This window comes from Marseilla massiliensis, assembly GCF_023336985.1.
Lineage (GTDB): Bacteria > Bacteroidota > Bacteroidia > Bacteroidales > Bacteroidaceae > Prevotella > Prevotella intestinigallinarum.
This window is the reverse complement of record NZ_JAMBLP010000019.1, coordinates 62,970-85,724: the sequence shown is the minus strand read 5'-3', so window position 1 is coordinate 85,724 and position 22,755 is coordinate 62,970. Positions and strand designations below refer to the sequence as shown.

18 protein-coding genes are annotated in these 22,755 nt (G+C 59.4%); 11 read left to right on the top strand and 7 right to left on the bottom strand.

What is annotated here, in order from left to right; translation table 11 throughout:
- Positions 1–431: 431 nt before the first annotated feature.
- The 5 genes from M3089_RS12235 to M3089_RS12215 all read right to left on the bottom strand — a co-directional run bounded on the left by M3089_RS12235 (position 432) and on the right by M3089_RS12215 (position 6,122).
- Positions 432–1,061: a DUF4249 family protein gene (locus tag M3089_RS12235; protein WP_249084409.1), complete on the bottom strand. Its 630-nt coding sequence runs from the start codon at positions 1,059–1,061 to the stop codon at positions 432–434.
- A 30-nt stretch (positions 1,062–1,091) separates the two neighbouring features.
- Positions 1,092–1,286, bottom strand: coding sequence for a DUF4249 domain-containing protein (locus M3089_RS12230; RefSeq protein WP_249084408.1), 195 nt, complete (start codon positions 1,284–1,286; stop codon positions 1,092–1,094).
- A gap of 4 nt (positions 1,287–1,290) precedes the next feature.
- Positions 1,291–3,312 (bottom strand): TonB-dependent receptor plug domain-containing protein, encoded by a 2,022-nt coding sequence (locus M3089_RS12225; protein ID WP_249084407.1) that lies wholly within the window; start codon positions 3,310–3,312, stop codon positions 1,291–1,293.
- A gap of 68 nt (positions 3,313–3,380) precedes the next feature.
- Complete coding sequence (locus tag M3089_RS12220; RefSeq protein ID WP_249084406.1) at positions 3,381–4,700, bottom strand: hypothetical protein; 1,320 nt, start codon at positions 4,698–4,700, stop codon at positions 3,381–3,383.
- 489 nt (positions 4,701–5,189) lie between these two features.
- Entirely contained in the window at positions 5,190–6,122 is a 933-nt protein-coding gene (locus M3089_RS12215) for a 2-dehydropantoate 2-reductase (RefSeq protein WP_249084405.1), read from the bottom strand.
- An 88-nt stretch (positions 6,123–6,210) separates the two neighbouring features.
- Here M3089_RS12215 and dxs point away from each other — a divergent pair, with 88 nt between their 5' ends.
- The 4 genes from dxs to M3089_RS12195 are packed head-to-tail and all read left to right on the top strand — an operon-like array spanning position 6,211 to position 12,041.
- The gene (gene dxs / locus M3089_RS12210; RefSeq protein WP_249084404.1) at positions 6,211–8,199 is read left to right on the top strand and encodes a 1-deoxy-D-xylulose-5-phosphate synthase; all 1,989 of its coding nucleotides are present in this window, start codon (positions 6,211–6,213) and stop codon (positions 8,197–8,199) included.
- 42 nt (positions 8,200–8,241) lie between these two features.
- Entirely contained in the window at positions 8,242–9,600 is a 1,359-nt protein-coding gene (gene trkA / locus M3089_RS12205) for a Trk system potassium transporter TrkA (protein WP_205107337.1), read from the top strand.
- A complete protein-coding gene (locus M3089_RS12200) occupies positions 9,594–11,051 on the top strand; it encodes a TrkH family potassium uptake protein (RefSeq protein WP_249084403.1) in 1,458 nt (485 codons plus the stop codon). The genes trkA and M3089_RS12200 overlap by 7 nt, the downstream gene beginning before the upstream one ends.
- A gap of 21 nt (positions 11,052–11,072) precedes the next feature.
- Positions 11,073–12,041: a type I phosphomannose isomerase catalytic subunit gene (locus M3089_RS12195; RefSeq protein ID WP_249084402.1), complete on the top strand. Its 969-nt coding sequence runs from the start codon at positions 11,073–11,075 to the stop codon at positions 12,039–12,041.
- On the opposite strand, the gene M3089_RS12190 is transcribed toward M3089_RS12195, so the two are convergent.
- Entirely contained in the window at positions 12,029–13,081 is a 1,053-nt protein-coding gene (locus tag M3089_RS12190) for a DUF4435 domain-containing protein (protein WP_249084401.1), read from the bottom strand. The genes M3089_RS12195 and M3089_RS12190 overlap by 13 nt on opposite strands.
- A 102-nt stretch (positions 13,082–13,183) precedes the next feature.
- Positions 13,184–14,002: an AAA family ATPase gene (locus tag M3089_RS12185; protein ID WP_205107344.1), complete on the bottom strand. Its 819-nt coding sequence runs from the start codon at positions 14,000–14,002 to the stop codon at positions 13,184–13,186.
- A 95-nt stretch (positions 14,003–14,097) separates the two neighbouring features.
- Here M3089_RS12185 and M3089_RS12180 point away from each other — a divergent pair, with 95 nt between their 5' ends.
- From M3089_RS12180 to lpdA, 7 genes are all read left to right on the top strand, one after another.
- Positions 14,098–15,021 carry a DMT family transporter gene (locus M3089_RS12180; RefSeq protein ID WP_249084399.1) on the top strand — a complete coding sequence of 308 codons (924 nt, stop codon included), beginning with the start codon at positions 14,098–14,100 and terminating at the stop codon, positions 15,019–15,021.
- A gap of 643 nt (positions 15,022–15,664) precedes the next feature.
- Positions 15,665–16,642, top strand: a complete 978-nt coding sequence (locus M3089_RS12175; protein ID WP_249084397.1) for a lipoate--protein ligase — start codon at positions 15,665–15,667, stop codon at positions 16,640–16,642.
- Positions 16,643–16,656: 14 nt separating this feature from the next.
- Positions 16,657–17,739 carry a glycine cleavage system aminomethyltransferase GcvT gene (gcvT, locus tag M3089_RS12170; RefSeq protein ID WP_249084396.1) on the top strand — a complete coding sequence of 361 codons (1,083 nt, stop codon included), beginning with the start codon at positions 16,657–16,659 and terminating at the stop codon, positions 17,737–17,739.
- A gap of 159 nt (positions 17,740–17,898) precedes the next feature.
- Positions 17,899–18,279 carry a glycine cleavage system protein GcvH gene (gene gcvH, locus M3089_RS12165; RefSeq protein ID WP_205107351.1) on the top strand — a complete coding sequence of 127 codons (381 nt, stop codon included), beginning with the start codon at positions 17,899–17,901 and terminating at the stop codon, positions 18,277–18,279.
- Positions 18,280–18,525: 246 nt separating this feature from the next.
- Positions 18,526–19,836 carry an aminomethyl-transferring glycine dehydrogenase subunit GcvPA gene (gene gcvPA / locus M3089_RS12160; RefSeq protein ID WP_249084395.1) on the top strand — a complete coding sequence of 437 codons (1,311 nt, stop codon included), beginning with the start codon at positions 18,526–18,528 and terminating at the stop codon, positions 19,834–19,836.
- A gap of 3 nt (positions 19,837–19,839) precedes the next feature.
- Positions 19,840–21,261 (top strand): aminomethyl-transferring glycine dehydrogenase subunit GcvPB, encoded by a 1,422-nt coding sequence (gcvPB, locus tag M3089_RS12155; RefSeq protein ID WP_249084394.1) that lies wholly within the window; start codon positions 19,840–19,842, stop codon positions 21,259–21,261.
- Positions 21,262–21,341: 80 nt separating this feature from the next.
- On the top strand, positions 21,342–22,688 hold the full coding sequence (gene lpdA / locus M3089_RS12150) for a dihydrolipoyl dehydrogenase (protein WP_249084393.1): 1,347 nt from the start codon (positions 21,342–21,344) through the stop codon (positions 22,686–22,688).
- Positions 22,689–22,755 lie beyond the last annotated feature (67 nt).

The window sequence follows — 22,755 nt, the reverse complement described above, 5'->3', positions numbered from 1 at the left end:
ACGTACATTTGACACACAGCTTGCTTTGTTTTGAATTCGTCGAACTCACGTAATTTAAGTTTTATAGATGCCATAATTCACATTAAGATTGGTGTATCTATAAAATCCACGAAAAGCCATTGCCGTTATTGAGCGGCCAAACATTTTTTCCACGAAAGATGCAGTTTTTATGACATTATGACCAACATTGCAACCTTTTCACAACCATTTTCAACCCAAACATGCCATTAGAGGCCAAAACGTTTTCGCGGCATTGCCAGGCTGCATGGCCTGCGCCACAGCCTTGGGCATGGCGGGGCGCGCCAAGACAAGGCGGCCTACAGGATGCCGGCAATGCCGCGAAAACGTTTTGGCCCCTGATGGCCTATTGCGGCCCTGGGCAACCGACGGCCGCCCGGGGCCATGCAGCCATCCGCCGGGCCAGGCCAACGTCAAGGCCCAACCGTCAGCGTTGCAAAGCAGGCCCCGTAGCCAAACCAATAGCCAAGGCCGCCGTCGATGTTTGAGTGCAAATTGTTGGTAACAGGGAAAAGCGGGTTGCGCGACAGCGTGGTCATGTCTTCAAAGTCGCGCCAGAAGCGGTAGGCCTCTTCGGTGATGCTCGCCAGCTTTACCATTACCGTGTCGCCGGCCTCGAAACAGGGCGTGAAATCAGAGTCGATGTTAAGCCGGCCGGGGTTAACGGGCATCTTGCCGTCGGCGGGAAGCATGCGCCCCTCGGCAATGCCGAGGTAAGCCGACATATATCCATAGGGCTTGCCCAAGACGTGGGTGAACAGCTTGTAGAAGCAACTGTCGCGCCTGCCGCCCACAAAGGCGTACACCCGGCGCAGCGAGTCGGCGTGGGCCACGGGCTCTACGGCAAACGAGTCGATGGGCGCAGGCTCGGGGATGGTGGCCGTGGCTTCGGCATGTGTGCCGTCTGTGCAGTCTACGGTAAGCCGGTATGTATGCCCCGGCTCGCCGCGCAAGTCGGAGGTGGTATAGACATAAGGCGGAAAGCAGTCGGCGTCGTGCCTTCCCACGAGCACCACCTCGCGCTGCCCGTCGGCCACGGCCACCCTCGCCCACCGCTCAACGTAGTCGGCAAGCTAGGAGGTGGGGCGGTATTCGTCGGTTATGGGCACCGTCCGCGACAGCATCACAACCGGAAACCCACCGCTGTCTATCCACCCTTCTACCACAAGCTGCGGCTCTGCCGCGTCGCCAAACCCACGCTCACACGCCGCAAAGGCAAGGGCAACGGCAAGGGCCGGCACTGCCCTCAACAACCTGGATGATATCATAATGTCAGAAACTGAAATAATAATTTACCGATGGCATCAGCCTCAGGGCAAAGGCAAAGGGGCGGTATGCATACTCCACCTCGTTGACCTTGAGCCTGTAGAACAACACATTGTCGTGGGCGGTCACGTTGTAGAGCGACAGGTTGATGCCGCTGCGCCGGCCCCTGCCCACGCTGAAGTCGTAGCTTGCCGACAGGTCGAGGCGCACATACGGGGGCAACCGCTCGCCGTTGTGGGGCCCATAGTCGGACAGCACGTGGTTGCCCAGCATATAAAACCGCTCCACGCGCGTGTAGGGCGTGCCCGAGGCCACCACCATGGCCGCCCCGAAGCTCCACCGCCGCCCCGCCTTGAAGGTGGCCACAGCGTTGAGCTCGTGGGGTCGCTCGTGGGCCGCGGGGCACCACCCTGTCGCGCCTGCGCGGCCGAAGCGCCGCCGGGCCAGCCCGAACGAGTAGGCCACCCAGCCCGTCAGCCGCCCCTTGCGCCGCTCTACAAGCAGGTTGAGCCCCACGTTGTGGCCGTCGCCGGCAATGAGCACGTCGTTGAGCGAATAATCGTCGAAAACAAAGTCAAGCACATTGCCGCCATACTCAACCTGGTGGCAGAGCCGCTTGCAATACGCCTCGGCTTCTATGCGCCATGCCCTCCGCCCTAGGTAAACCTCGGCGGCGAGCGAGGCGCCGATGCCATACTGCGGACTTTGCCCGTAGCCCGAGGCAAACCAAAACTCGGTTGGCAGCCCCACGTCTGAAAAGCCCGTGCGCAGCAGGTACTGATGCCTTACGCCGCCGCTCAGCGAAACCCTTGCCCCGGGCGACACGCGCCATGACAGCGTGGCCGTAGGGTCGGCTGCAAAGCGGGCCTTGCCGCCGGCCGAATAGAGCGTGGCACGCAGACCGGCATCCAGTTCGAGACCGCGGCCCAGCCTGCAGTTCCACCCGCCCCACAGGGCCACCTCTGCCGCCAGCTGGCGCCCCTGGCCCGCCACCCTCCCGGCCGTTGCCCCGTCGGCGCGCGGCTCCTGAGGGCTCACGTCGTGCCATGCGGCGTCTATGCCGGCCGAAGCCTGCCCGAAGCGGGCCTCGGCCTTGTAGCCGGCGGTGGCTATGCGCGACTCGAGGCTCAGGCCAACCGACGGCTGGCTCAGGCCCAAACGGCTGCCGTAGCGTGTGTAGTAAACACACTGCCCTATGCCGGTGGCGCCCGACGAGTGATCCCAGTGGAGCGCAGCCATGAAGTTTGCCCAGCCGAGCGAGATGTCCATGCCATAGCCGCCGTCGCCGTACGAGGCATCGTCGCCACCGTAATACACCTCGGCCCACAGCCTGTTGCGGCTGTCGGGGGCGTAGGTGTAGGTAAGGTTGTAATCGTGGAAGAAATATCCAAGCTCCTCGCCGTCTACCTCGAGCCACCGCGAGTAAAGCAGGTTGAAGTATGCCGCCCTGGCCGACAGCGTGAGCCATGAGCTGCGCCCGGCAGGCAGGCTCACCGTTGCCTGCGACGACATGGGCCCCACGGCCACGTCGCCCGTGGGCCCGGGCGGCCTGTCGCGCCCCGCCTGCATGTCTACCATGCCGCCCAGGCGGTTGGGGGCCGCCGCCGCAGTGGCCGACTTGCCTATGCGCATCGACGAGAAATGGGTGGCGTTGAACACCGAGAAGAAGCCCAGCAGATGGGCGGCGTTGTATATCGGCACACCGTCGATGGCCAACATGTTGTGCGAGTTGTCGCTGCCCTGTATGTGCAGTCCGGCATCATACTCGCCGCCCGTCTGTATGCCGGGCAGCATCTGGGCGTAGTGCAGCGGGTCGGCGTTGCCCAGTATGCGCGGCATGCTGCGCATGAGGCCCATGCCCACCACGCTCACGCCCCTGTCCGACGCCAGCTGCGAGCTCACCCTGCGGCCCGTCACGCTAACCTGGCGCAACTCGCGGGATAGCGTGCCCACACTGTCGGCCGACGCCTCATGCCCTGCGGCGGCGGCCATGCAGGCCATGGCCATGGCAACCACCTGCCCCACCATTCAGCGGCGGCGGCACCGGCGGCGCCCACGGCGGCCGGAAACTACAGGCCTGCGACGAGATGCAACCATCATGCGCCTGCCTCCTGGTCAAACACTCTCACGAAATCATCGCCCAGCTTCTTGAAGCTCTCTATCACGCTCTCAAAGAAACCGTCGGCGAAATACGACTGCATGGTTGAATACGAAGAACCGTCGGGGAACACCAGCACCGGCTCGCAGTACCACTCTTCGCCATTATACCCCCTTTCGGAAAACGGATACAGCCGCATGCTTGCGCTCGGGCCGTCCACTCCGGCAAAGTAAAGGCCGAGTTCCATCAGGCCGTTGGCTCTCTCGAGGTCGGCCTTGTAGGCAGCTTCGTCGCGGCTGTTGGCGCCGGCAGACTCAAGGTATCGTGCAAACCTGTCGATGCTGCTGATGCTGCCTTTCAGCCATACCTTGTCGAGTATGTTGAAGTCGAGCGACGTGAGCCGGCCCGTAAGGTTGTCGTCGTCGGTCAGGTCGCCGTCGGCCTCCATTGCCAGCGTCACGAGCTCGCGGCCGTCCTTGGTGAGCTTCTGCGAGAAGGCTGCCGTGCGCCCGGCGTTGAATGCCACCCTGTCGACGGCCACGCCATAGGCCCCCACGGCAACGGCCAGCGACAGCTCGGCACGGTCGCGCTTGTAGTCGAAGTCGCCACTGCCGCTGCTTATGCTGATGTCTGAGCCCAGCGATGCCGTGGCGAGCGTGGCCCCGCCCTGGGTGAGGGTCACATCTATGCGCTCGGGCACCACAAATGTGTTCTCTATGCGCGTCATGACCGAATAATATCCGTCGGAACTGTAATTGTAGTCCCACTCTTCATCGTCGAACGAGTCGTGGTGAACAGGCGTCTCCGCCCCCGAGCAGTCGAGCCTCAGGCTGCACGGAGCGCCGCTGCCGTCGGTGAAGCGGAACTCCAGATACTGCACGTTGCTGGCCGTCTGCGTCCACCTGCCGTTGCGCAGCTCAAACTGACCGTAGAAGTTTGACGCCTTGTACACATTCTTCACAAGGTCGTCGGTGGCCGACAACTCGCACAAGCCTGCGCAGTGGTCAAACCAGCTGTCTACCTCGCTGCCGTCCGACGAGTTTTCGGCAACATAGTCAATGAGGTCGGCCACACTCGAGAAGTCGGCCGCATCGACAAGGCCCATCAGTTCGTTGGCGGCCTGCTCCAGCCTCTGCTTCTGCTCCACGGTCGACAGTCCCGGGGCCGACTGGCCTCCCCCGTCGCCGGAGCCGCCACCCGTCTGGCCTCCCTGCTCTATCCCGCCGTCACCCGAGGGGTTGTCATCACCACACGACACCAGTGCCGATTGCACCGACAAAGCCATGAACACCATCGCAAAAAATTTGATTTTCTTCATAAATTTATATTTTTTATTCTGTATAAAACATACCACATCCCTTTCACCTGCAAGAAACAGGTATGCACCAAACCTGTGGATGCACCAAGCCAGCCGTTCTTTTCCAAACAATTGCAAATATAATAAAAATATGTAAAACGGCAATCTGTATCGGTTAAATACGCATCCTGATTATTAAAAATTTCCACATCAAAACTACCAGCGGCCGCCACGGCAATGCCGCCCCTGCCCCGCCGCAGGCGGCAGCGGTCATGAAACTTTATTACAAACGCAGCCCTGCCGGGCCACATGGCCCGCATTGCGCCCCGAAACGGGCCAAACCAGACAGCAAAACGGGCCGAATCGCAATGCGAAACGGCCCGTTTGGCGCTACAGCCGCACCGCCCCGCAACACGCCCGCCGGCAGGCTGTGCGGCGGAAAGGGCACGATGCTGAAATAATGTTACAAAGGCCATGGCCACGAAAGCGCCGCCAGCGGCGCAACGCGCGCTACTGCCCCACGGCCGGGCCGACAGCGCGCAGCTCCTCGATGGCGCGCAGCTGCATCTCGACCATCTCCATGTGGGGCATGGCATAGCCGGCGGCGCGCGCCATGGCTATGGGCTTGGTGTAAAGATACTCTATCTCCATGGGCCTGCCCAGGTCGCAGTCAACCTTCATGCTGGGCGAGTAAGGCGGCATGTTGCGCGTCATCTCAATCATGCGCTCGCCCACGCTCTCGTCTATTCCCACAGCCCCGCAGGCGCGGGCTGCGCCTATGACCTCGGCCAGCAGCGCCCTCACGAGCCGCTCGCCGGAGGGCGAGGCCAACATGCGGTCGGTGGTCTGGCCGAGCACCGAGCACGGGCCGTTGAACGGCATGTTCCACATGGCTTTCATCCACCGCGCCTTGGCATAGTCGACGGCCGACGCCCGTATTCCCGCCGCCCCAAGGTCGGCCAGCAACCCGTCTATCAGGCCCTGGTCACGGCACGAGTAGTTGGCCACGCTCAGCTTGCCGTTGCTCGTGTGCTCTATGTGCCCCGGGCCCACCTTAGTGGTGCAGATGTAAGCCAGTCCGGCCGCCAGCTGCACCCCGGGCAGTGCCGCCTCGACATCGGCCTCAACGCCGACGCCGTTTTGTATCAGCAACACGAGCGTGCGCTCAGTGAGCAGCGGCGCGAGCATGGCGGGCAAACCGCCGTTGGCCGTGGTCTTCAGGGCCACGATGACCACGTCGCAAGGGGGCATGTCGGCAACCGAGGCATAAGCCTGCGGATGGCTTATGACAAACGAACCGTCGTAAGAATCTACCCTAAGACCGTTATCCCGAACATACTCAAAATCACTGTGCAGAAGGAAATGCACGTCGAAGCCGGCCCTTGCCAGCCTCCCGCCATAGAACCCGCCTATGGCCCCTGTACCAATGATGGCATATCTCATATATGTATAATTGTATTTGATTCATCGCAAAGATACGCATTTTATTGCTAACAAAAGTCATTTTATCGAAATAATAGTGTATCTTTGCATGGCTTATTCTATATCATTACTAATAGTGAGACACGATGACTTAGGCCTTTTGAGCCACATTCAGTACCCCGAAGACCTGCGCAAGCTGCCGGCCGACCGGCTGCCTGAGGTCTGTGACGAACTGCGGAAAGACATACTCGACGAGCTGTCCGTAAATCCCGGCCACCTCGCCTCGAGCCTCGGAGCAGTAGAGCTTACCGTGGCACTGCACTATGTTTACAACACCCCCGAAGACAGAATAGTATGGGACGTGGGCCACCAGGCCTACGGCCACAAGATACTGACAGGGCGCAAAGAGGCGTTCTGCACCAACCGCAAGCTGCACGGCATCATGCCGTTCCCCTCGCCCAAGGAGAGCCCCTACGACACCTTCGTTTGCGGCCACGCCAGCAACTCCATATCGGCAGCGCTGGGCATGGCCGTGGCCGAGAAGCGGCTGGAGAAAATCGCCGCCGAGCAAGGGGCCACTGGCGGCAATGGCAAGGCTGCCGAACGCAAGGTGGTGGCCGTGATAGGCGACGGGGCCATGAGCGGCGGGCTGGCCTTCGAAGGGCTCAACAACGTATCGTCGACCCCCAACGACATCCTGATAATACTCAACGACAACAACATGAGCATAGACAGGAGCGTGGGGGGGATGAAGCAATACCTGATAGGGCTGAACACAAACGAGACGTACAACGCCCTGAGGTTCAAGCTGTCGAAATGGCTGCGCTCCAAAGGCTACCTGGAAGACGACCGCCGCAAGGGGCTGATAAGGCTGGGCAACGCGCTCAAGTCGGCCTTCAGCCACCAGCAAAACATATTCGAGGGGCTCGACATAAGGTACTTCGGCCCCTTCGACGGGCACAACGTGATGGAGCTCGTGCGCATACTGCGACAGCTCAAAGACATGAAAGGGCCAAAGCTGCTGCACCTGCACACCACCAAGGGCAAAGGCTACAAACCGGCAGAAAAGGCGGCCACGTTGTGGCACGCCCCCGGAAAGTTCGACGTGGGCACGGGCGAACGCCTGTGCGACGACGAGAAAGGGCTGCCGGCAAAATACCAGGACGTGTTCGGAAACACGCTGCTCGAGCTGGCCGAGGCCAACCCGGACATAGTCGGGGTGACGCCGGCCATGCCCACAGGCTGCTCTATGAACATCATGATGAAGTCTATGCCGGGCCGCGTGTTCGACGTGGGCATAGCCGAGGGCCACGCCGTGACCTTCTCGGCGGGCATGGCCAAAGAGGGGCTGCAGCCGTTCTGCAACATCTACAGCGCCTTTGCCCAACGGGCATACGACAACATAATACACGACGTAGCCATACTGGGGCTGCCCGTGGTGCTCTGCCTCGACAGGGCGGGCTTGGTCGGCGAAGACGGCCCGACGCACCATGGGGCGTTCGACATGGCCGCGCTGCGCCCCGTGCCCAACCTTACCATTGCCGCGCCGATGGACGAGCATGAGCTGCGCAGGCTCATGTACACGGCCCAACTGCCCGGCAAGGGGCCGTTCGTGATACGCTACCCGCGCGGCCGGGGGGTGCTGCCCGACTGGCACTGCCCGCTCACGGAGATTGAGGTGGGCACGGGCCGGAAGCTGAAAGACGGCGACGACGTGGCCGTGCTGACCATAGGGCACATAGGCAACGAGGCTGCCAAGGCCATAGCCGAGGCCGAGAAGGAACACCCGGGGCTCACCGTGGCCCACTACGACGTGCGCTTCCTCAAGCCGCTCGACGGGCAACTGCTGGCCGAGGTGGGCCGGCGGTTCAGCCGCATAGTCACTGTCGAAGACGGAATAAGGGCCGGAGGCATGGGCACGGCTGTGCTCGAGTGGATGGCCGACAACGGCTTTGCGCCCCGCATCGTGAGGCTCGGGCTGCCCGACTCGTTCGTGGAACACGGCACCGTGCCGCAGCTGATGCACATAACGGGCATCGACAAAGACGGCATAAAGAAGGCCATAACCGGGATATGCGGCGACAGCAAGGCGCAATGACCGCCAAGCAGACGATTACGAAACACCACTAAGACAAACAAAATGAAAATAATCATTGCCGGAGCCGGAGCCGTGGGAACTCACTTGGCACGGCTCATGTCGCGCGACCACGAAGACTGCACGCTCGTGGACGAAGACGCCGAGAGGCTGGAAGGCCTCGACAGCGAGTACGACATAATGACTATGGAAGGGTCGCCCACAAGCATCAAGACCCTGAAGGAGGCCGGGGCCGAAGACGCAGACATATTCGTGGCCGTCACCCCCGACGAGAGCCGCAACATGACGTCGTGCATCATGGCTCACGCCATAGGCGCCAAGAAGACGGTGGCACGCATAGACAACTATGAATACCTGTCGCCGAAGATGGGCTCTTTCTTCCGGAACATCGGCATAGACTCGCTCATCTACCCCGAGGTGCTGGCCGCCATCGACATCAACAACGGTCTCAAGATGAGCTGGGTAAGGCAGAGATGGGACGTGCATGGGGGGGCGCTGGTCATGCTCGGCATAAAGCTCAGGGCCACATGCGAGATACTTAACAGGCCGCTGAGGGAACTGTGCGGCCCCGACGACCCCTATCACATCGTGGCGGTGAAGCGCGAAGGCGAGACAATAATACCGGGAGGAAACGACGAGCTAAGGCTGAACGACCTCGCCTACTTCATGACTACCAAGGAATACATACCGTATATCAGGAAGATTGTGGGCAAGGAGCAATATGCCGACGTCAAAAACGTAATAATAATGGGGGGAGGCAAGACTTCCGTCAGGGCGGCACTGACTGCCCCCAAATACCTTGACATAAAGATAATCGAGACCGACGAGCACCGCTGCGAGCAACTCAACGAGCTGCTCAGCGACACCGACACCATGGTAATCCACGGCGACGGGCGCAACATAAGCCTGCTCATGGAGGAAGGAATAAAGCACACACAGGCCTTCGTAGCCCTGACAAGCAATGCCGAAACCAACATCCTGGCATGCCTCACGGCCAAAAGGCTCGGGGTGAGGAAGACCATCGCCATGGTGGAAAACCTCGACTACGTGGACATGGCCGAAGAACTTGACATCGGAACAATCATCAACAAGAAGACCATAGCCGCCAGCCACATATACCAGATGATGCTCGACGCCAAGGTGAGCAACCTGCGTTCGCTCATGATGGTCGACGCAGACGTTGCTGAGTTTACCGCCGAGGAGGGCTCGCCCGTGACAAAGAAACCTGTGAAAAGCCTCGGGCTGCCGTTCGGGGTGGCCATCGGCGGACTGGTGCGCAATGACGTCGGCATGCTCGTCAACGGCAACTCGCAAATCGAAGCCGGCGACACGGTGATGATATTCTGCCACGAGCAAAAGATGAACAAGATGGAAAAATTCTTCAAAGCGGCCTCTATATGGTAAGGTTCGACATCGTATCAAAGATCATCGGGCAGCTGCTCTTCCTCGAAGGAGGCATGATGCTGTCGTGCCTCGTCATGGCATTGTGCTACCGCGAAGACGACGCGATGGCGTTCTTGATATCGATGATGCTCACAATATGCAGCGGACTGATATTCAAATACCTCGGCCGCAACGCCGGAAACGAGCTCAACAGGCGCGAGGCATACCTCGTGGTGGCACTCATCTGGGTGGTGTTCTGCGCATTCGGGATGCTGCCGCTACTCATCAGCGGCTACGTGCCCAGTGTCACAGACGCCTATTTCGAGACCATGTCGGGATTCACCACGACAGGCGCAACCATCATCGACGATGTTGAGTGCCTGCCGCACACCATACTGTTCTGGCGGTCGCTGACCCACTGGATAGGCGGCTTGGGCATAGTGTTCTTCACAATCGCCATACTGCCGTCGGTGGTCGGAGGAAGCATCAAGGTGTTTGCCGCCGAGTCGACAGGCCCGATAAAGACAAAGATGCACCCGCGGCTGAGCACCGACGCAAAGTGGATATGGACCGTATACTTAGCCATCACGGCCAGCTGCGTGCTGTTTTTCCACGTGGCGGGCATGGGGCTGTTCGACAGCGTGTGCTTCTCGATGTCGATAGCCGGCACTGGCGGCTTCGCAACATACAACGACAGCCTGGCCCACTTCAACTCGCCGTCCATCGAGTACATAGCCACCGTATTCCAATTCCTGGCCGGCATGAACTTCACACTGATTTACGTGGTGCTCTTCAAGAGGCAGTTCACAAAGCTGCTGACCAACTCCGAGTTCAAGCTATACTGCTTCGTGATAGCCATAGCCACCTCGCTCATTGCCTACTTCCTCGTCAGCCGCAGCGGATACGGGGCGAGCGACGCCGTAAGGCATGCCCTGTTCCAGGTCGTCACCTTCATCACCACCACCGGGATGTTTACCGACGATGCCGGCCAATGGCCGCATTTCACATGGGTCGTGCTCGGTTTCTGCATGTTCATAGGCTCGTGCGCCGGTTCGACCAGCGGAGGCCTCAAGTGCATACGCGGCGTGATGATACTGAAAATAATACGCAACGAGTTCAAGCAGATACTCCACCCGAACGCCGTGCTGCCCATCAAGATAAACAGGCAGAACATACAGATGAACCACGTGCCGTCGCTCCTGGCGTTCTTCGTGACGTATATTCTGATATGCCTGCTTGCCGCCACGGTCATCATATTGGCCGGCGTCGACGACACCAACGCCATTACCATTGCACTGAGCAGCCTGAGCAACGTGGGCCCGGCGCTTGGCAACACCATAGGGCCCACCATGTCGTGGAGCTCTTTGCCCGAAGGCGTGAAGTGGCTTTGCTCGCTTCTGATGCTGATAGGCCGCCTTGAGATTATGACAGTACTAGTTTTGTTCACGCACAGTTTCTGGAAAGAGAACTGATGCAACCTATATCATACAATCATGGCAAACATTTTTAAATTCAAACCGCTACTAAAGCAAACCATTTGGGGGGGAGAACGGATTGCCCCCTTCAAGAGGCTGGAATGCAACATGGGCCAAGTGGGTGAGAGCTGGGAGATTTCCGGCGTCAAGGGACAAGAGACCGTGGTCGACGGCGGGCCCTACGACGGGCTGACAACCAACGAGCTTGTGGCAACGCTGCGTGACAGGCTGCTGGGCCGTGACAACTACTTGCGATACGGCGACGAGTTTCCACTGCTCATCAAGTTTATCGATGCCGCCGGCGACCTGTCGGTACAGGTACACCCGGACGACGCCACCGCCATGCGCCACGGGCGCAAACGGGGCAAGACCGAGATGTGGTATGTGATGGACTCTGAGCCGTCGGCCACCTTGATGGTGGGCCTGAAGAGAAGCATAACGCCCGACGAATACAAGGCGCTTGTGGCCAACGGCACAATATGCGACGCCATAAGCAGGTACAATGTGAAGGAAGGCGACTGCTTCTACATACCCTCGGGGCGCATCCACAGCATAGGGGCGGGGTGCTTCCTGACCGAGATACAGCAGACGAGCGACGTGACTTACAGGATATACGACTTCAAGCGGAAGGACAAGGACGGCAATTTCCGCGAGCTGCACACCGCCGAAGCCGCCGACGCCATTGACTACCAGGTGCAGGAAAGCTACCGCACGGAATATGACCGAGTAAAGAACGAACCGGCCGAGCTGGTAGACTGCCCTTACTTCCGCACGGCGCTCTACGACCTTGACGAGCCTATGACGCTCGACTACTCCGAACTTGACAGCTTCGTGATACTGATAGGGGTATGCGGCGAGGGTACGCTTACCTGCGACGACGGCACGTCGGCCACGCTGAGCGCCGGCCATACGCTGCTTCTGCCGGCCACCACGGGCATTGTGGGCGTCAGCGGCAAGGTGAAGTTCCTTGAGACTTACATTGCCTGAGAGCCTTCTGCCCCAGGCCCCCCGCCGGGCTTTTGCCGCCTTTGGTCGCACGACTCGAGATACCGCTCTACGTCGGCCTGCAGTCGCCTGAACTGCGGGCTGGCCATATAGCCCACGCTTTTCTTCAGCATCGAGCCAATGTTCTCGATGCTGTTTTCGTAGCACGATATCTCGTTGCGCATCTGTGTGCGGTGCACCGATGTGCGGTTTATCTCGTTCTCGCGCTCCATGCGCAGCTTGTTGCAAACCTTGTTGAGTATCGGCACCACCACGGTGTCGAAGATGTGGTGCCCCTGTATGTATAGATATGTGGTCTCGGGGGTCACCCCAAGCTGCTCCATCTCTTGCTGCAGCCGGCGGTAAGAGGCCTTGGCCTTGGGGTAGCGGCTCTGCAGATAGTGCACCTTGCGCATCACCTTGCCGCGCAGGTGGTCTATCGACGACTGCGGATGGAACACGTTGAAGCCCCCCGGGTCGATGACCTTGCAGAAGTCTGTGAGCGAGAAGTCGTTGTAGTTGCCGGTGCGGTACATCCACACCGACCACACAAACAGCGGGTAGCATGCCAGCGAATACTGCCTCATGTACTCCTCGAAGTCGAAAATGGCATGGTCGTTGAGCGTCACCATGACGCACACATTGTGCAATCCGGAGGCGTAACACTGGTAGTTCTCAATAGCATAAACGTATGTGTGGAACACGTACGGGCTGTTCAGTATCTTGGCCGACGTGGGTGTGATGCCCTGCAACAGGTAGTCGTAGTCGGCGTCGACGCAGGCTATCATGTCGCGCCCTACGTTCTCGCTGATGAAATTCATCAGCACCGACTTCTTGCCGCGCTTGAGCGTGCCGCGCGACGGCAGCATTACCTCGAAGAAGCGCGTCTCGTCCTCAAAGCGGTCGAGCACCGTCCGCCAAAACAATATGTCATCGTAGCTCTCCACATAGGCCACAATCTTTCGCCTGGCCTTCTTCGACGTGAGGCTGTTGGCAGCCTCGACGTAGCGTGAAGTGATGTTTTCCCTTAGCCTCTTGCCCATGATTCTGCTTTTTGTGTAACCGTCGTTCTCGTGCCGCCACGGCTGCCCCGGCGCCTGCGGCAAGCGCCATGCCCCGCCGGCCGGGGCCATTGCCTTGCGCTGTCAGGTGGTGATGTCGCTCACCTCGGTCACCTTGTCCATCCAGCCGTTCATGATTACGGCCGGCGAATGGGTGGTGAGCACTATCTGCACATTTGGGTTCAGGTCGACGATGAGGTCGATGAGGCGCTGCTGCCAGTCTACGTGCAGGCTCACCTCGGGCTCGTCCATGAAGAGCACGTAGTGCTGGTTGTCTTCTATGAGCACTGTGAGCAGTATGGCCAGCATCTGCTTTTCGCCGCTCGACAGCTGGTATGGCGTCAGCTCCTCGCCTATCTGCGAGAACATTATCTCGTTCTTTGTGCGTATCAGCCTCTTGCCCGTCTCGGCGAAAAGGCTGTCCATCATGTCCTGGAACTTGTTCTTGGGCCTCGATATCTCCTGCGCTTTCTGGGCGGCGTCGGGCGCCCCGCTGCTCAGCGTCTGGATGATGCGGTTGCCTATGTTCACCTGATAGTCGAGATACTTGCGCTGGAGCTGGTAGAGCTGCCAGTCGAGCTCGGTGGTCACCGAGGCGTCGACAATCTTGCTGACCAGGTCGCCGCTCATCAGCGGGCGGTCGAAGCTGCGTATCACGTCGTATCTGATCCAGCGCGCGTCTTCCGGCATCACCTTGATGCGAACGCCCCGCAGCATGTGGCTCGGAAACTCGCCGCCCTGGGCCAGGCCCTTCACCACCTTGTTGAGTATGGTGCTCTTGCCCACGCCGTTGATGCCGCTGAGTATGTTTACCTTCGGGTCGAGGTTCCATACGATGTGCCTTGTGCCGCTCCAAAGCGACTCAATCTCTATCTGGACGATGTAGTCTGCATACTTCTGCATAAGCTGTTGCGTTGAAATCTTAACGGCAAATATAAGGTTTTTTATGTGAAAATGAGTACTTTTGCACCCGTATTTTTTAATTAAATAACAAAATCATGGATAACAAACGACCCTTGGTGGCCCACATGAGCATGTTTCTGGCCTGTGTCTTCTGGGGGCTCATGGCCCCGGTGGGCAAAGATGCCATGGCCCACGGCATCAGCGGCATCGAGCTGGTGCTGTTCCGCGTGGCCGGGGCGGCGGTGCTTTTCTGGCTCGCCTCGATGTTCACGGAGCGCGAGCACGTGCCAGGCCGCGACCTCGCCAGGCTGTTCTTTGCGGGCATGCTGGGCCTTGTGTTCAACCAGTGCTGCTACATCATAGGCCTCAGCATCACCTCGCCCATCAACGCCAGCATCGTCACCACCTCGGCACCTATATTCGCCATGGTGCTCTCGGCGCTCATACTCAAGGAGCCTGTCACCGGCAAGAAGGCCCTGGGGGTGCTCATGGGCTTCAGCGGGGCGCTCATACTGATTCTCACCAGCGCCTCGGCGGCAAGCTCAAAGGTGGGCGACATACGCGGCGACCTGCTCTGCCTGTTCGCCCAGTTCTCGTTCGCCCTCTACCTGGCCCTGTTCCGGCCGCTGGTGCAACGCTACTCGGTGTTCACCGTCAACAAATGGATGTTTACCTTCGCCACGGCCGTGGTGCTGCCATTCACGCTGCCGCGCGTGGCCGGCACAGGCCTCGGCCACATACCGCCGTCGGCCTGGGGCGAGGCTGCCTACGTGGTGGTGGTGGGCACGTTCCTGTGCTACATACTAATGATGATGGGCCAACGCACGCTACGCCCCACCGTGGTGAGCATCTACAACTACCTGCAACCTGTGGTAAGCGTGGTGGTAAGCGTGGCCGCGGGGCTCGGCGTGTTCCGTGCCGCCCACGCCGCCGCGGTGGTGCTGGTATTCTCAGGGGTGTGGCTCGTGACAAAGTCGAAGAGCCGGGCCGACATGGAAGCGGATGCGAAAAGCCGATGAAGTTTGTTTACAACACCCCACCCTGCTTGCCAAACGACCCGTATGGAATCGCCATACGGGCCGTTTGGCCTTCTCTGACGGGCCGTTTCGCTCTGCAATGCGGCCCGTATGGCAACAGACTGGCGCCACTGCCGCAACCCGCTGGGCCTGAATGTGTTGAACGGGAGGTGCCGTCTTTTCATAAAATATTACAAAACAATGACCGGGGCGGGGCTCGCTGAATTATCCGGCGACAGGGCGGACTTACGGCTTCCATACGCCTGCGGCCCTACACTGCCGCCACTGCGACAGGCGCCGCAGGCACGATGGCCGGCGGCCGGCAGTGGCCCGGTGGCTCACCGGGGCGCACTGCCCACGGCCGACAGGCGCACCACTCAACGCATCATGTACGGCAACGGGCGGCAAAACAAATTGACACTTTTCACGACTAATTTATTTCAGAAAGGCAGCAAACCACGCACAGCAATGACAGTTGGCCGAAACTAATTTTTTATTGCCCATTTTCTTCGGTTTAATTTTGGGCATAACGGTTTTATTTCATATATTTGCAATGACGATGCCGCCCCCAAAGCCGCAAGGCAACACGCTCGACGCTGAGCCGCCAAGGGGTATGCGGACAAGGCAAACATAACACTAAAAGCCTATGACATACATTGAACTGCCCGACCACGGACAACGAGACGTGTCGTTTTATCTATCCATGGAGGAATATGTGGCACACCACGTTGATGCAGCCGACTGCTTCTTCATGTGGCAGGTGGAACCGAGCGTGATATTCGGACGCAACCAGGTGGCCGAAGCCGAGGTCAACCTCGACTACTGCCGCAGGCATGGCATACGCACGTTCAGGCGCAAGAGCGGTGGCGGATGCGTCTACGCCGACATGGGCAACGTGATGATGTCATACGTGACACGCGGCGAATCCGTGGGCTTCACATACAACAAGTATGTCACAACCCTGCTCCTTGCTTTCAGACGGATAGGCATAAATGCCACCGCCAGCGGCCGCAACGACATACTCGTCGACGGCGGCAAGGTGTCGGGCAGCGCTTTCTACCAGACGCACGGGCACAGCATAGTGCACGGAACGCTGCTATATGACACCGACATGGACAACATGACAAGCGCCATCACGCCGCCATCCGACAAGCTGCAGAGCAAGGGAGTGGGCAGCGTGCGCAGCAGGATAACGCTGCTCAAAGACCACACCGACCTCTCGCTGGGCCAACTGAAAGACGCCCTGAGGCGCCAACTGTGCGACGGCTCCGTGACGCTCACGCCGGCCGACATCAGGTCGATAGAGGCCATCGAGGCCGAATACATGTCTGCCAACTTCATATTCGGCAAGAACCCGCCATACACAGTGGCACGCAAACAGCGCATCGAAGGCGTGGGCACGGTAGAGGCGCGCATCGACCTCAGGGGCAACACCATACGCAACGTGTGCTTCAAGGGCGACTTCCTGCCGGGCGAGGTGCCCATCGAGAGGCTCGAGAACGCCCTGGCCGGAGCCGAGCTCACACCCGCGCGACTGACAATGGCCCTCGCCGGGGGCGAGGCCGCTGCCATCAGAGGCATGCAGGCCGAAGCCCTGATATCACTGCTGACAAACAAAACCTAAAACATATAAAGGCAATGGAAAACAAACGTACGTGTCTTTACGACAAGCATGAGGCCCTCGGGGCGCTCATCAGCCCATTCGGAGGCTTCGACATGCCCATCCAGTACACCACAATCGAAGAAGAGCACCAAGCCGTGCGAAACGCATGCGGGGTGTTCGACGTCTCGCACATGGGCGAAGTGACGGTCAAAGGCAAGGATGCCAGCCGATACGCCAACCACATCTTCACCAATGATGTCAACGCCATCAAGCCCGGCGAGATTCTATACGGAATGATGCTCTACGAAGACGGGGGCACCGTAGACGACCTGCTCGTCTACAAGATGGCCGACGATGACTACTTCCTCGTAATCAACGCAGCCAACATCGACAAAGACTGGGCATGGATGCAGCAGAATGCCGATGGCTACGACATCGACCTGCAGAACAAGTCTGACCATTACGCACAGCTCGCCGTGCAGGGCCCGGAGGCAGAGCGCGTGGTCGAGGAGGTGCTGTCGGTGCCATGCAGCGAGCTCACGTTCTACACCTTCAAGCAGCTTGGCGACGTAATAATAAGCCGCACAGGCTACACAGGCGAAGACGGATTCGAGATATACGGGTCTCACGACTACATACGCGATTGCTGGGACAAGCTCATGGCCACCGGAGGCAGGTGCAAACCATGCGGACTCGGATGCCGCGACACGCTGCGCTTCGAAGTGGGCCTGCCGCTATACGGCGACGAGCTGTCGGCCGACATCTCGCCGGTCATGGCCGGACTGTCCATGTTCTGCAAGCTCGACAAGCCCGAGTTCATCGGCCGCGAAGCCCTTGTAAGGCAAAAGGCTGAAGGCGTTGAGCGCAAGGTAGTGGGCATAGAACTGGCTGACAAGGCCATACCGCGCCACGGATATGCAGTGCTCAAAGACGGCGAGAAGATTGGCGAGGTAACCACCGGCTACCACACCATCTCCACCGACAAGAGCGTTTGCATGGCGCTCATCGACTCACGATACGCCAAGCTGGGCACCGAAGTGGAGATACAGATACGCCGCAAGACCTTCCCCGGGACGGTAGTGAAGAAGCGCTTCTACGACAAGCACTACAAGAAGTAACCCCATCATGCCCTAACCCTCCCAGAGCTCACAGTGCTCCCAGCCCCCCCAGACCTCCCAGAGCTCCCACAGGCCCAGTGCTCCCAGCACTCCCAGCCCTCCCAGAGCTCCCATAACAACCAGCAACAACAATCCTACAAATAACAAAAAACAACTAATATGGCAAGATTTATTGAAGGACTCTACTACTCAGAGTCACACGAATTTGTGAAGGTTGAAGGCGAATACGGCTACATCGGCATAACCGATTATGCACAAAATGCCTTAGGCAATGTAGTATATGTAGACATGCCTGAAGTCGACGACGACATTACCGCAGGCGAAGAGTTCGGCGCCGTAGAAAGCGTGAAGGCAGCCAGCGACCTCAACGCCCCCGTCAGCGGAACAGTGGTCGAAGTCAACACAGCCCTCGAAGACACCCCGGAGCTCATCAACCAGGACGCCTTTGCCAACTGGATCATCAAGGTTAAGCTCTCCGACCCATCAGAACTCGAAAGCCTCATGGACGCCAAGGCATACGAGGAAATGTGCAACAAATAAATTAAAAATCAAGAGTTAAGAATTAAGAAAAATAGTCTCGCCAACGGGAACGCAGGGTGCTATTGCGTAATTACTATATCTTTACGCAACCAAAAGAGCAATAAACCCAATGAAGACAAGGCCCGTCCACAACCGGGGCGGCATGACACCACCAACGGAAAGCAAAGCCCTCACCTGTAAGACGCAGCCGCTGCCACAACAAGAGTATTTTTCTTAATTCTTAATTCCCAACCCTTAACTTCAACTATGTACAAGTATTTCCCCCATACAGAGGCCGACATAAAGGGCATGCTTGAGCACATCGGCATAAAGTCTATCGACGAACTGTACGCCGAAGTGCCCGAACAGGTGCGCCTTAAAAAAGACTACGACCTGCCTGAAGCCAAGAGCGAACTCGAGATAAGGCAGTTCTTCGCCGGCCTGGCTGCCAAGAACAAGCAGCTGACGTGTTTCGCCGGAGCAGGAGCATACGACCATTACACGCCAGCGGCAGTACCTCAGATTGTCAGCCGCTCCGAATACCTCACGTCATACACCCCATACCAGGCAGAGATATCGCAGGGAACGCTGCACTATATCTTCGAGTACCAGTCCATGATGGCCGAACTCACGGGCATGGACATATCCAATGCGTCGATGTACGACGGCAGTACCGCCACAGCGGAAGCCGTGCTCATGGCAGTGGCCTCGGCAAAGAAAGCGCGCAAGGTGCTCGTGTCTGAGACCGTAGACCCCAAAATCCTGGCTGTAATACGCACATACGCCCACTTCCACGGCGTAGACATAGAGATGGTGAAAGCCACCGACGGAGCCACCGACAAGGCCGACCTCGACAGCAAACTGGCCGACGGCGGAGTGGCCGGCGTACTTGTCCAGCAGCCCAACTACTTCGGTGTGGTGGAAGACTACACCGGATTCGCCGATGCAACACACGCGGCCAAGGCACTGTTCATCATGAACAGCGTGGCCGCCGACCTGGCCGTGCTGCGCACCCCGGGCGAATGGGGGGCCGACATCGCCGTGGGCGACGGACAGAGCCTGGGCCTGCCAATGTCGTTCGGAGGACCTTACGTGGGCTACATGTGCTGCCGCGAGAAACTCATGCGCAAGATGCCGGGACGCATTGTCGGCATGACGAAAGACTCGCGCGGCCAACGCGCATTCGTGCTCACGCTGCAAGCGCGAGAGCAACACATACGCCGCGAGAAGGCAACGTCGAACATCTGCTCCAACGAAAGCCTCATGGCACTCTTCGTCACCATCTATATGTCACTGATGGGCAAGCAGGGGCTGAAAGAGGCCGCAGAGCTGTCATACGCCGGAGCCCACTACCTTATGGACAGGCTCGTGGCCACAGGCCGCTTCAAACCGGCCTTCGACCGCCCGTTCTTCAATGAGTTCTGCGTGCGCTATGCCGGCGACGTTGACGAACTACAGAAGAGATTCATCGACAATGGCATCCTTGGGGGAGTGAAGGTTGCACCCGACACCATCATGTTTGCCGTCACCGAGAAACGTACTAAGGAAGAAATTGACAAACTCATCGAAACCATCTGACTTATGAACAACAGACTTTATGGCAACCTGATATTCGAGCTCTCACACGAAGGGCGACGGGGCTATTCGCTGCCGCACAACAAGTTTGGCAACTACGAGGTGCCCGCCGACATCCGCCGCAGCCACGACGCCGAGCTGCCCGAATGCGACGAGCTCACGGTTGTGCGCCATTATACCAACCATAGCGAAAACAACTTCGGAGTGGACAACGGGTTCTATCCGCTCGGCAGCTGCACAATGAAATACAACCCGTGCATCAACGAAGAGGTGGCGGCCATGCCCGGCTTCGCCAACCTGCACCCGCTGCAGCCGGCGGAGACATGCCGGGGAGCCCTCGAGGTGTACGACGGACTGCAACGGGCACTGTCTGAGATTTCCGGACTGGCCAAATTCACGCTCAACCCGTTTGCCGGCGCACACGGAGAGCTCACCGGGCTGATGATAATACGAAGCTATCACGAGCGCAGGGGCGACACCAAGCGCACCAAGGTGATTGTGCCCGACTCGGCACACGGCACCAACCCCGCCTCGGCGGCTGTCTGCGGACTCGACGTGGTTGAGGTGAAGAGCACGCCCGAGGGCATAGTCGACGTTGAAGACCTGCGCTCGCTGCTCGACGACACGGTGGCCGGCATGATGATGACCAACCCGAACACGCTCGGCCTCTTTGAGAAGGAGATACCCGAGATAGCCGAGCTCGTGCACAGCTGCGGCGCCCTGATGTATTACGACGGCGCCAACCTCAACCCGATGCTGGGCGTTTGCCGCCCCGGCGACATGGGTTTCGACGTGATGCACATCAACCTGCACAAGACGTTCTCGACGCCCCACGGAGGCGGCGGGCCCGGTGCAGGCCCCGTCGGGGTACGCGCCGGACTGGAGGAGCTGCTACCCGGCGAGTCTGAAATATCCGTAGGGCCATACCACGGCAACTATGCCGTGCTGCTGAGGGCATACGCCTATATCCTGACCCTGGGCAAGGAGCACCTCAAGGAGGTGGGCCCGCTGGCCACACTCAACGCCAACTACATCAAGGAGTCGCTCAAAGACGTCTACGAACTGCCCATCGCCACGACATGCATGCACGAGTTTGTGTTCGACGGACTAAAGGACAAGTCGACCGGAGTGACCACCATGGACGTGGCAAAACGGCTGCTCGACTATGGCTACCATGCCCCGACGATATACTTCCCGCTGCTTTTCCACGAGTCGCTAATGATAGAACCCACCGAGAACGAGAGCAAAGACACCATCGACGGGTTCATCGAAGTGATGCGGCGGATTGCCCGCGAGGCCGCCACCGAGCCCGAGACGGTTAAGGGCGCGCCCCACTACACACCCATAGGGCGTGTTGACGACGTGCTGGCGGCCAAGCACCCGGTGGTAACCTACAGGCAGATGGCTGCCGAAGGAGAAAGCAAATAAACATCAATGGCATCATAGGCATAGCCTGTTGCCTATGATGCCTACGATGACTGATACCCCCATCAAAACCCAGGACACACATGAACACAGACCTGATAATAATCGGAAGCGGCCCGGGAGGATACCGGGCGGCAGAGCACGCGGCACGCAACGGGCTGCAGGTGGCAATCATCGAGCGGGCCGAAGTGGGCGGCACGTGCCTCAACAGGGGGTGCATACCCACCAAGGCATACGCCCGCAACGCCGAGATAATGGACATCATGGCCGACGCCGAGGCCTTCGGGCTTGGCTGCCTCAACTACAGTTTCGACTTCGCAAAGGCCGCCGAGCGCAAGGACGGCGTGGTAGGCACGCTCCGCAGCGGCGTTGAGACGCTGCTGTCGGCACCGGGCATAACGCTCGTAAGGGGCGAGGCTGTCTTCAAGGACGCCCACACCGTGACGGCAGGCGGCGAGGAATACACAGCGCCCAACATCATCATAGCCACCGGTTCGGTGCCAAAGATGCTGCCGATAGAGGGCATCGACGACGCCTCGATGGTATGGACGTCCGACCGTATGCTGGCCGCCACCGAGTTGCCGCGCCGCGTCTGCATAGTGGGCGCCGGCGTTATAGGCATGGAGTTTGCCTGCATACTCAACAGTTTCGGTTGCGAGGTCACCGTGGTTGAGTTTCTCAAAGAGTGCCTGCCGGCCCTCGACAGCGATGTGGCCAAGCGACTGCGCAAGGCCATAGAGAAGCGCGGCGTGGCCTTCTTCATGCAGTCGGCCGTGCAGGCCGTGGGCGACGGCACCGTGACATTCGACCGCAAGGGCAAGCAAACCACCGTCGAGACCGACTGCGTGCTTATGGCCGTGGGCCGCACGCCGGCCACAGCAGGGCTCAACCTCGAGGCCGCCGGGGTGGCATACGGCCCGAAGGGCATAATCACCGACGACAACCTGCTCACCAACGTGCCCGGCATTTACGCCATAGGCGACGTCAACGGCCGGCAGATGCTGGCCCACGCCGCCACCATGCAGGGCCTGAAGGTGGTCGACAGCATACTGGGCCGCACCGAAGGGATACGGCTCGACGTGATGCCGGCTGCCATTTTCACCCATCCCGAGGCTGCCTGCGTGGGCCTGAGCGAAGACGCCTGCAAGGCGCTGGGCACGGCCTGCCGCACGGCAAAGGCCAACTACCGCTCCAACGGCAAGGCCCTGGCCATGGGCGAGGCCGAAGGCATGGTGAAGATGCTGGCCGACGAGAGCGGCAAAATCATTGGATGCCACGCCTATGGGGCACATTCGGCCGACCTGGTGCAGGAGGTGAGCGCCCTGATGTGCCGCGACACGACAGCAGCCGAGCTGGCCGCCATGACCCACATACACCCCACGCTGAGCGAGATGGTGCAGGAGTGCGCCGAACAGCTGGCCCGCGCCTGACACTGACAGGGGCCGGGGCCGTTTGCCTGCTGCCGATGGCGGCGGCACAAAAAGGCAGAAACAACAA

Excerpts from the sequence above, each read along its gene's own strand:
- M3089_RS12230 (WP_249084408.1), bottom strand. The coding sequence starts at position 1,286 with ATGATATCATCCAGGTTGTTGAGGGCAGTGCCGGCCCTTGCCGTTGCC.
- M3089_RS12225 (WP_249084407.1), bottom strand. The coding sequence starts at position 3,312 with ATGGTGGGGCAGGTGGTTGCCATGGCCATGGCCTGCATGGCCGCCGCC.
- M3089_RS12220 (WP_249084406.1), bottom strand. The coding sequence starts at position 4,700 with ATGAAGAAAATCAAATTTTTTGCGATGGTGTTCATGGCTTTGTCGGTG.
- M3089_RS12215 (WP_249084405.1), bottom strand. The coding sequence starts at position 6,122 with ATGAGATATGCCATCATTGGTACAGGGGCCATAGGCGGGTTCTATGGC.
- dxs (WP_249084404.1), top strand. The coding sequence starts at position 6,211 with ATGGCTTATTCTATATCATTACTAATAGTGAGACACGATGACTTAGGC.
- trkA (WP_205107337.1), top strand. The coding sequence starts at position 8,242 with ATGAAAATAATCATTGCCGGAGCCGGAGCCGTGGGAACTCACTTGGCA.
- M3089_RS12200 (WP_249084403.1), top strand. The coding sequence starts at position 9,594 with ATGGTAAGGTTCGACATCGTATCAAAGATCATCGGGCAGCTGCTCTTC.
- M3089_RS12195 (WP_249084402.1), top strand. The coding sequence starts at position 11,073 with ATGGCAAACATTTTTAAATTCAAACCGCTACTAAAGCAAACCATTTGG.
- M3089_RS12190 (WP_249084401.1), bottom strand. The coding sequence starts at position 13,081 with ATGGGCAAGAGGCTAAGGGAAAACATCACTTCACGCTACGTCGAGGCT.
- M3089_RS12185 (WP_205107344.1), bottom strand. The coding sequence starts at position 14,002 with ATGCAGAAGTATGCAGACTACATCGTCCAGATAGAGATTGAGTCGCTT.
- M3089_RS12180 (WP_249084399.1), top strand. The coding sequence starts at position 14,098 with ATGGATAACAAACGACCCTTGGTGGCCCACATGAGCATGTTTCTGGCC.
- M3089_RS12175 (WP_249084397.1), top strand. The coding sequence starts at position 15,665 with ATGACATACATTGAACTGCCCGACCACGGACAACGAGACGTGTCGTTT.
- gcvT (WP_249084396.1), top strand. The coding sequence starts at position 16,657 with ATGGAAAACAAACGTACGTGTCTTTACGACAAGCATGAGGCCCTCGGG.
- gcvH (WP_205107351.1), top strand. The coding sequence starts at position 17,899 with ATGGCAAGATTTATTGAAGGACTCTACTACTCAGAGTCACACGAATTT.
- gcvPA (WP_249084395.1), top strand. The coding sequence starts at position 18,526 with ATGTACAAGTATTTCCCCCATACAGAGGCCGACATAAAGGGCATGCTT.
- gcvPB (WP_249084394.1), top strand. The coding sequence starts at position 19,840 with ATGAACAACAGACTTTATGGCAACCTGATATTCGAGCTCTCACACGAA.
- lpdA (WP_249084393.1), top strand. The coding sequence starts at position 21,342 with ATGAACACAGACCTGATAATAATCGGAAGCGGCCCGGGAGGATACCGG.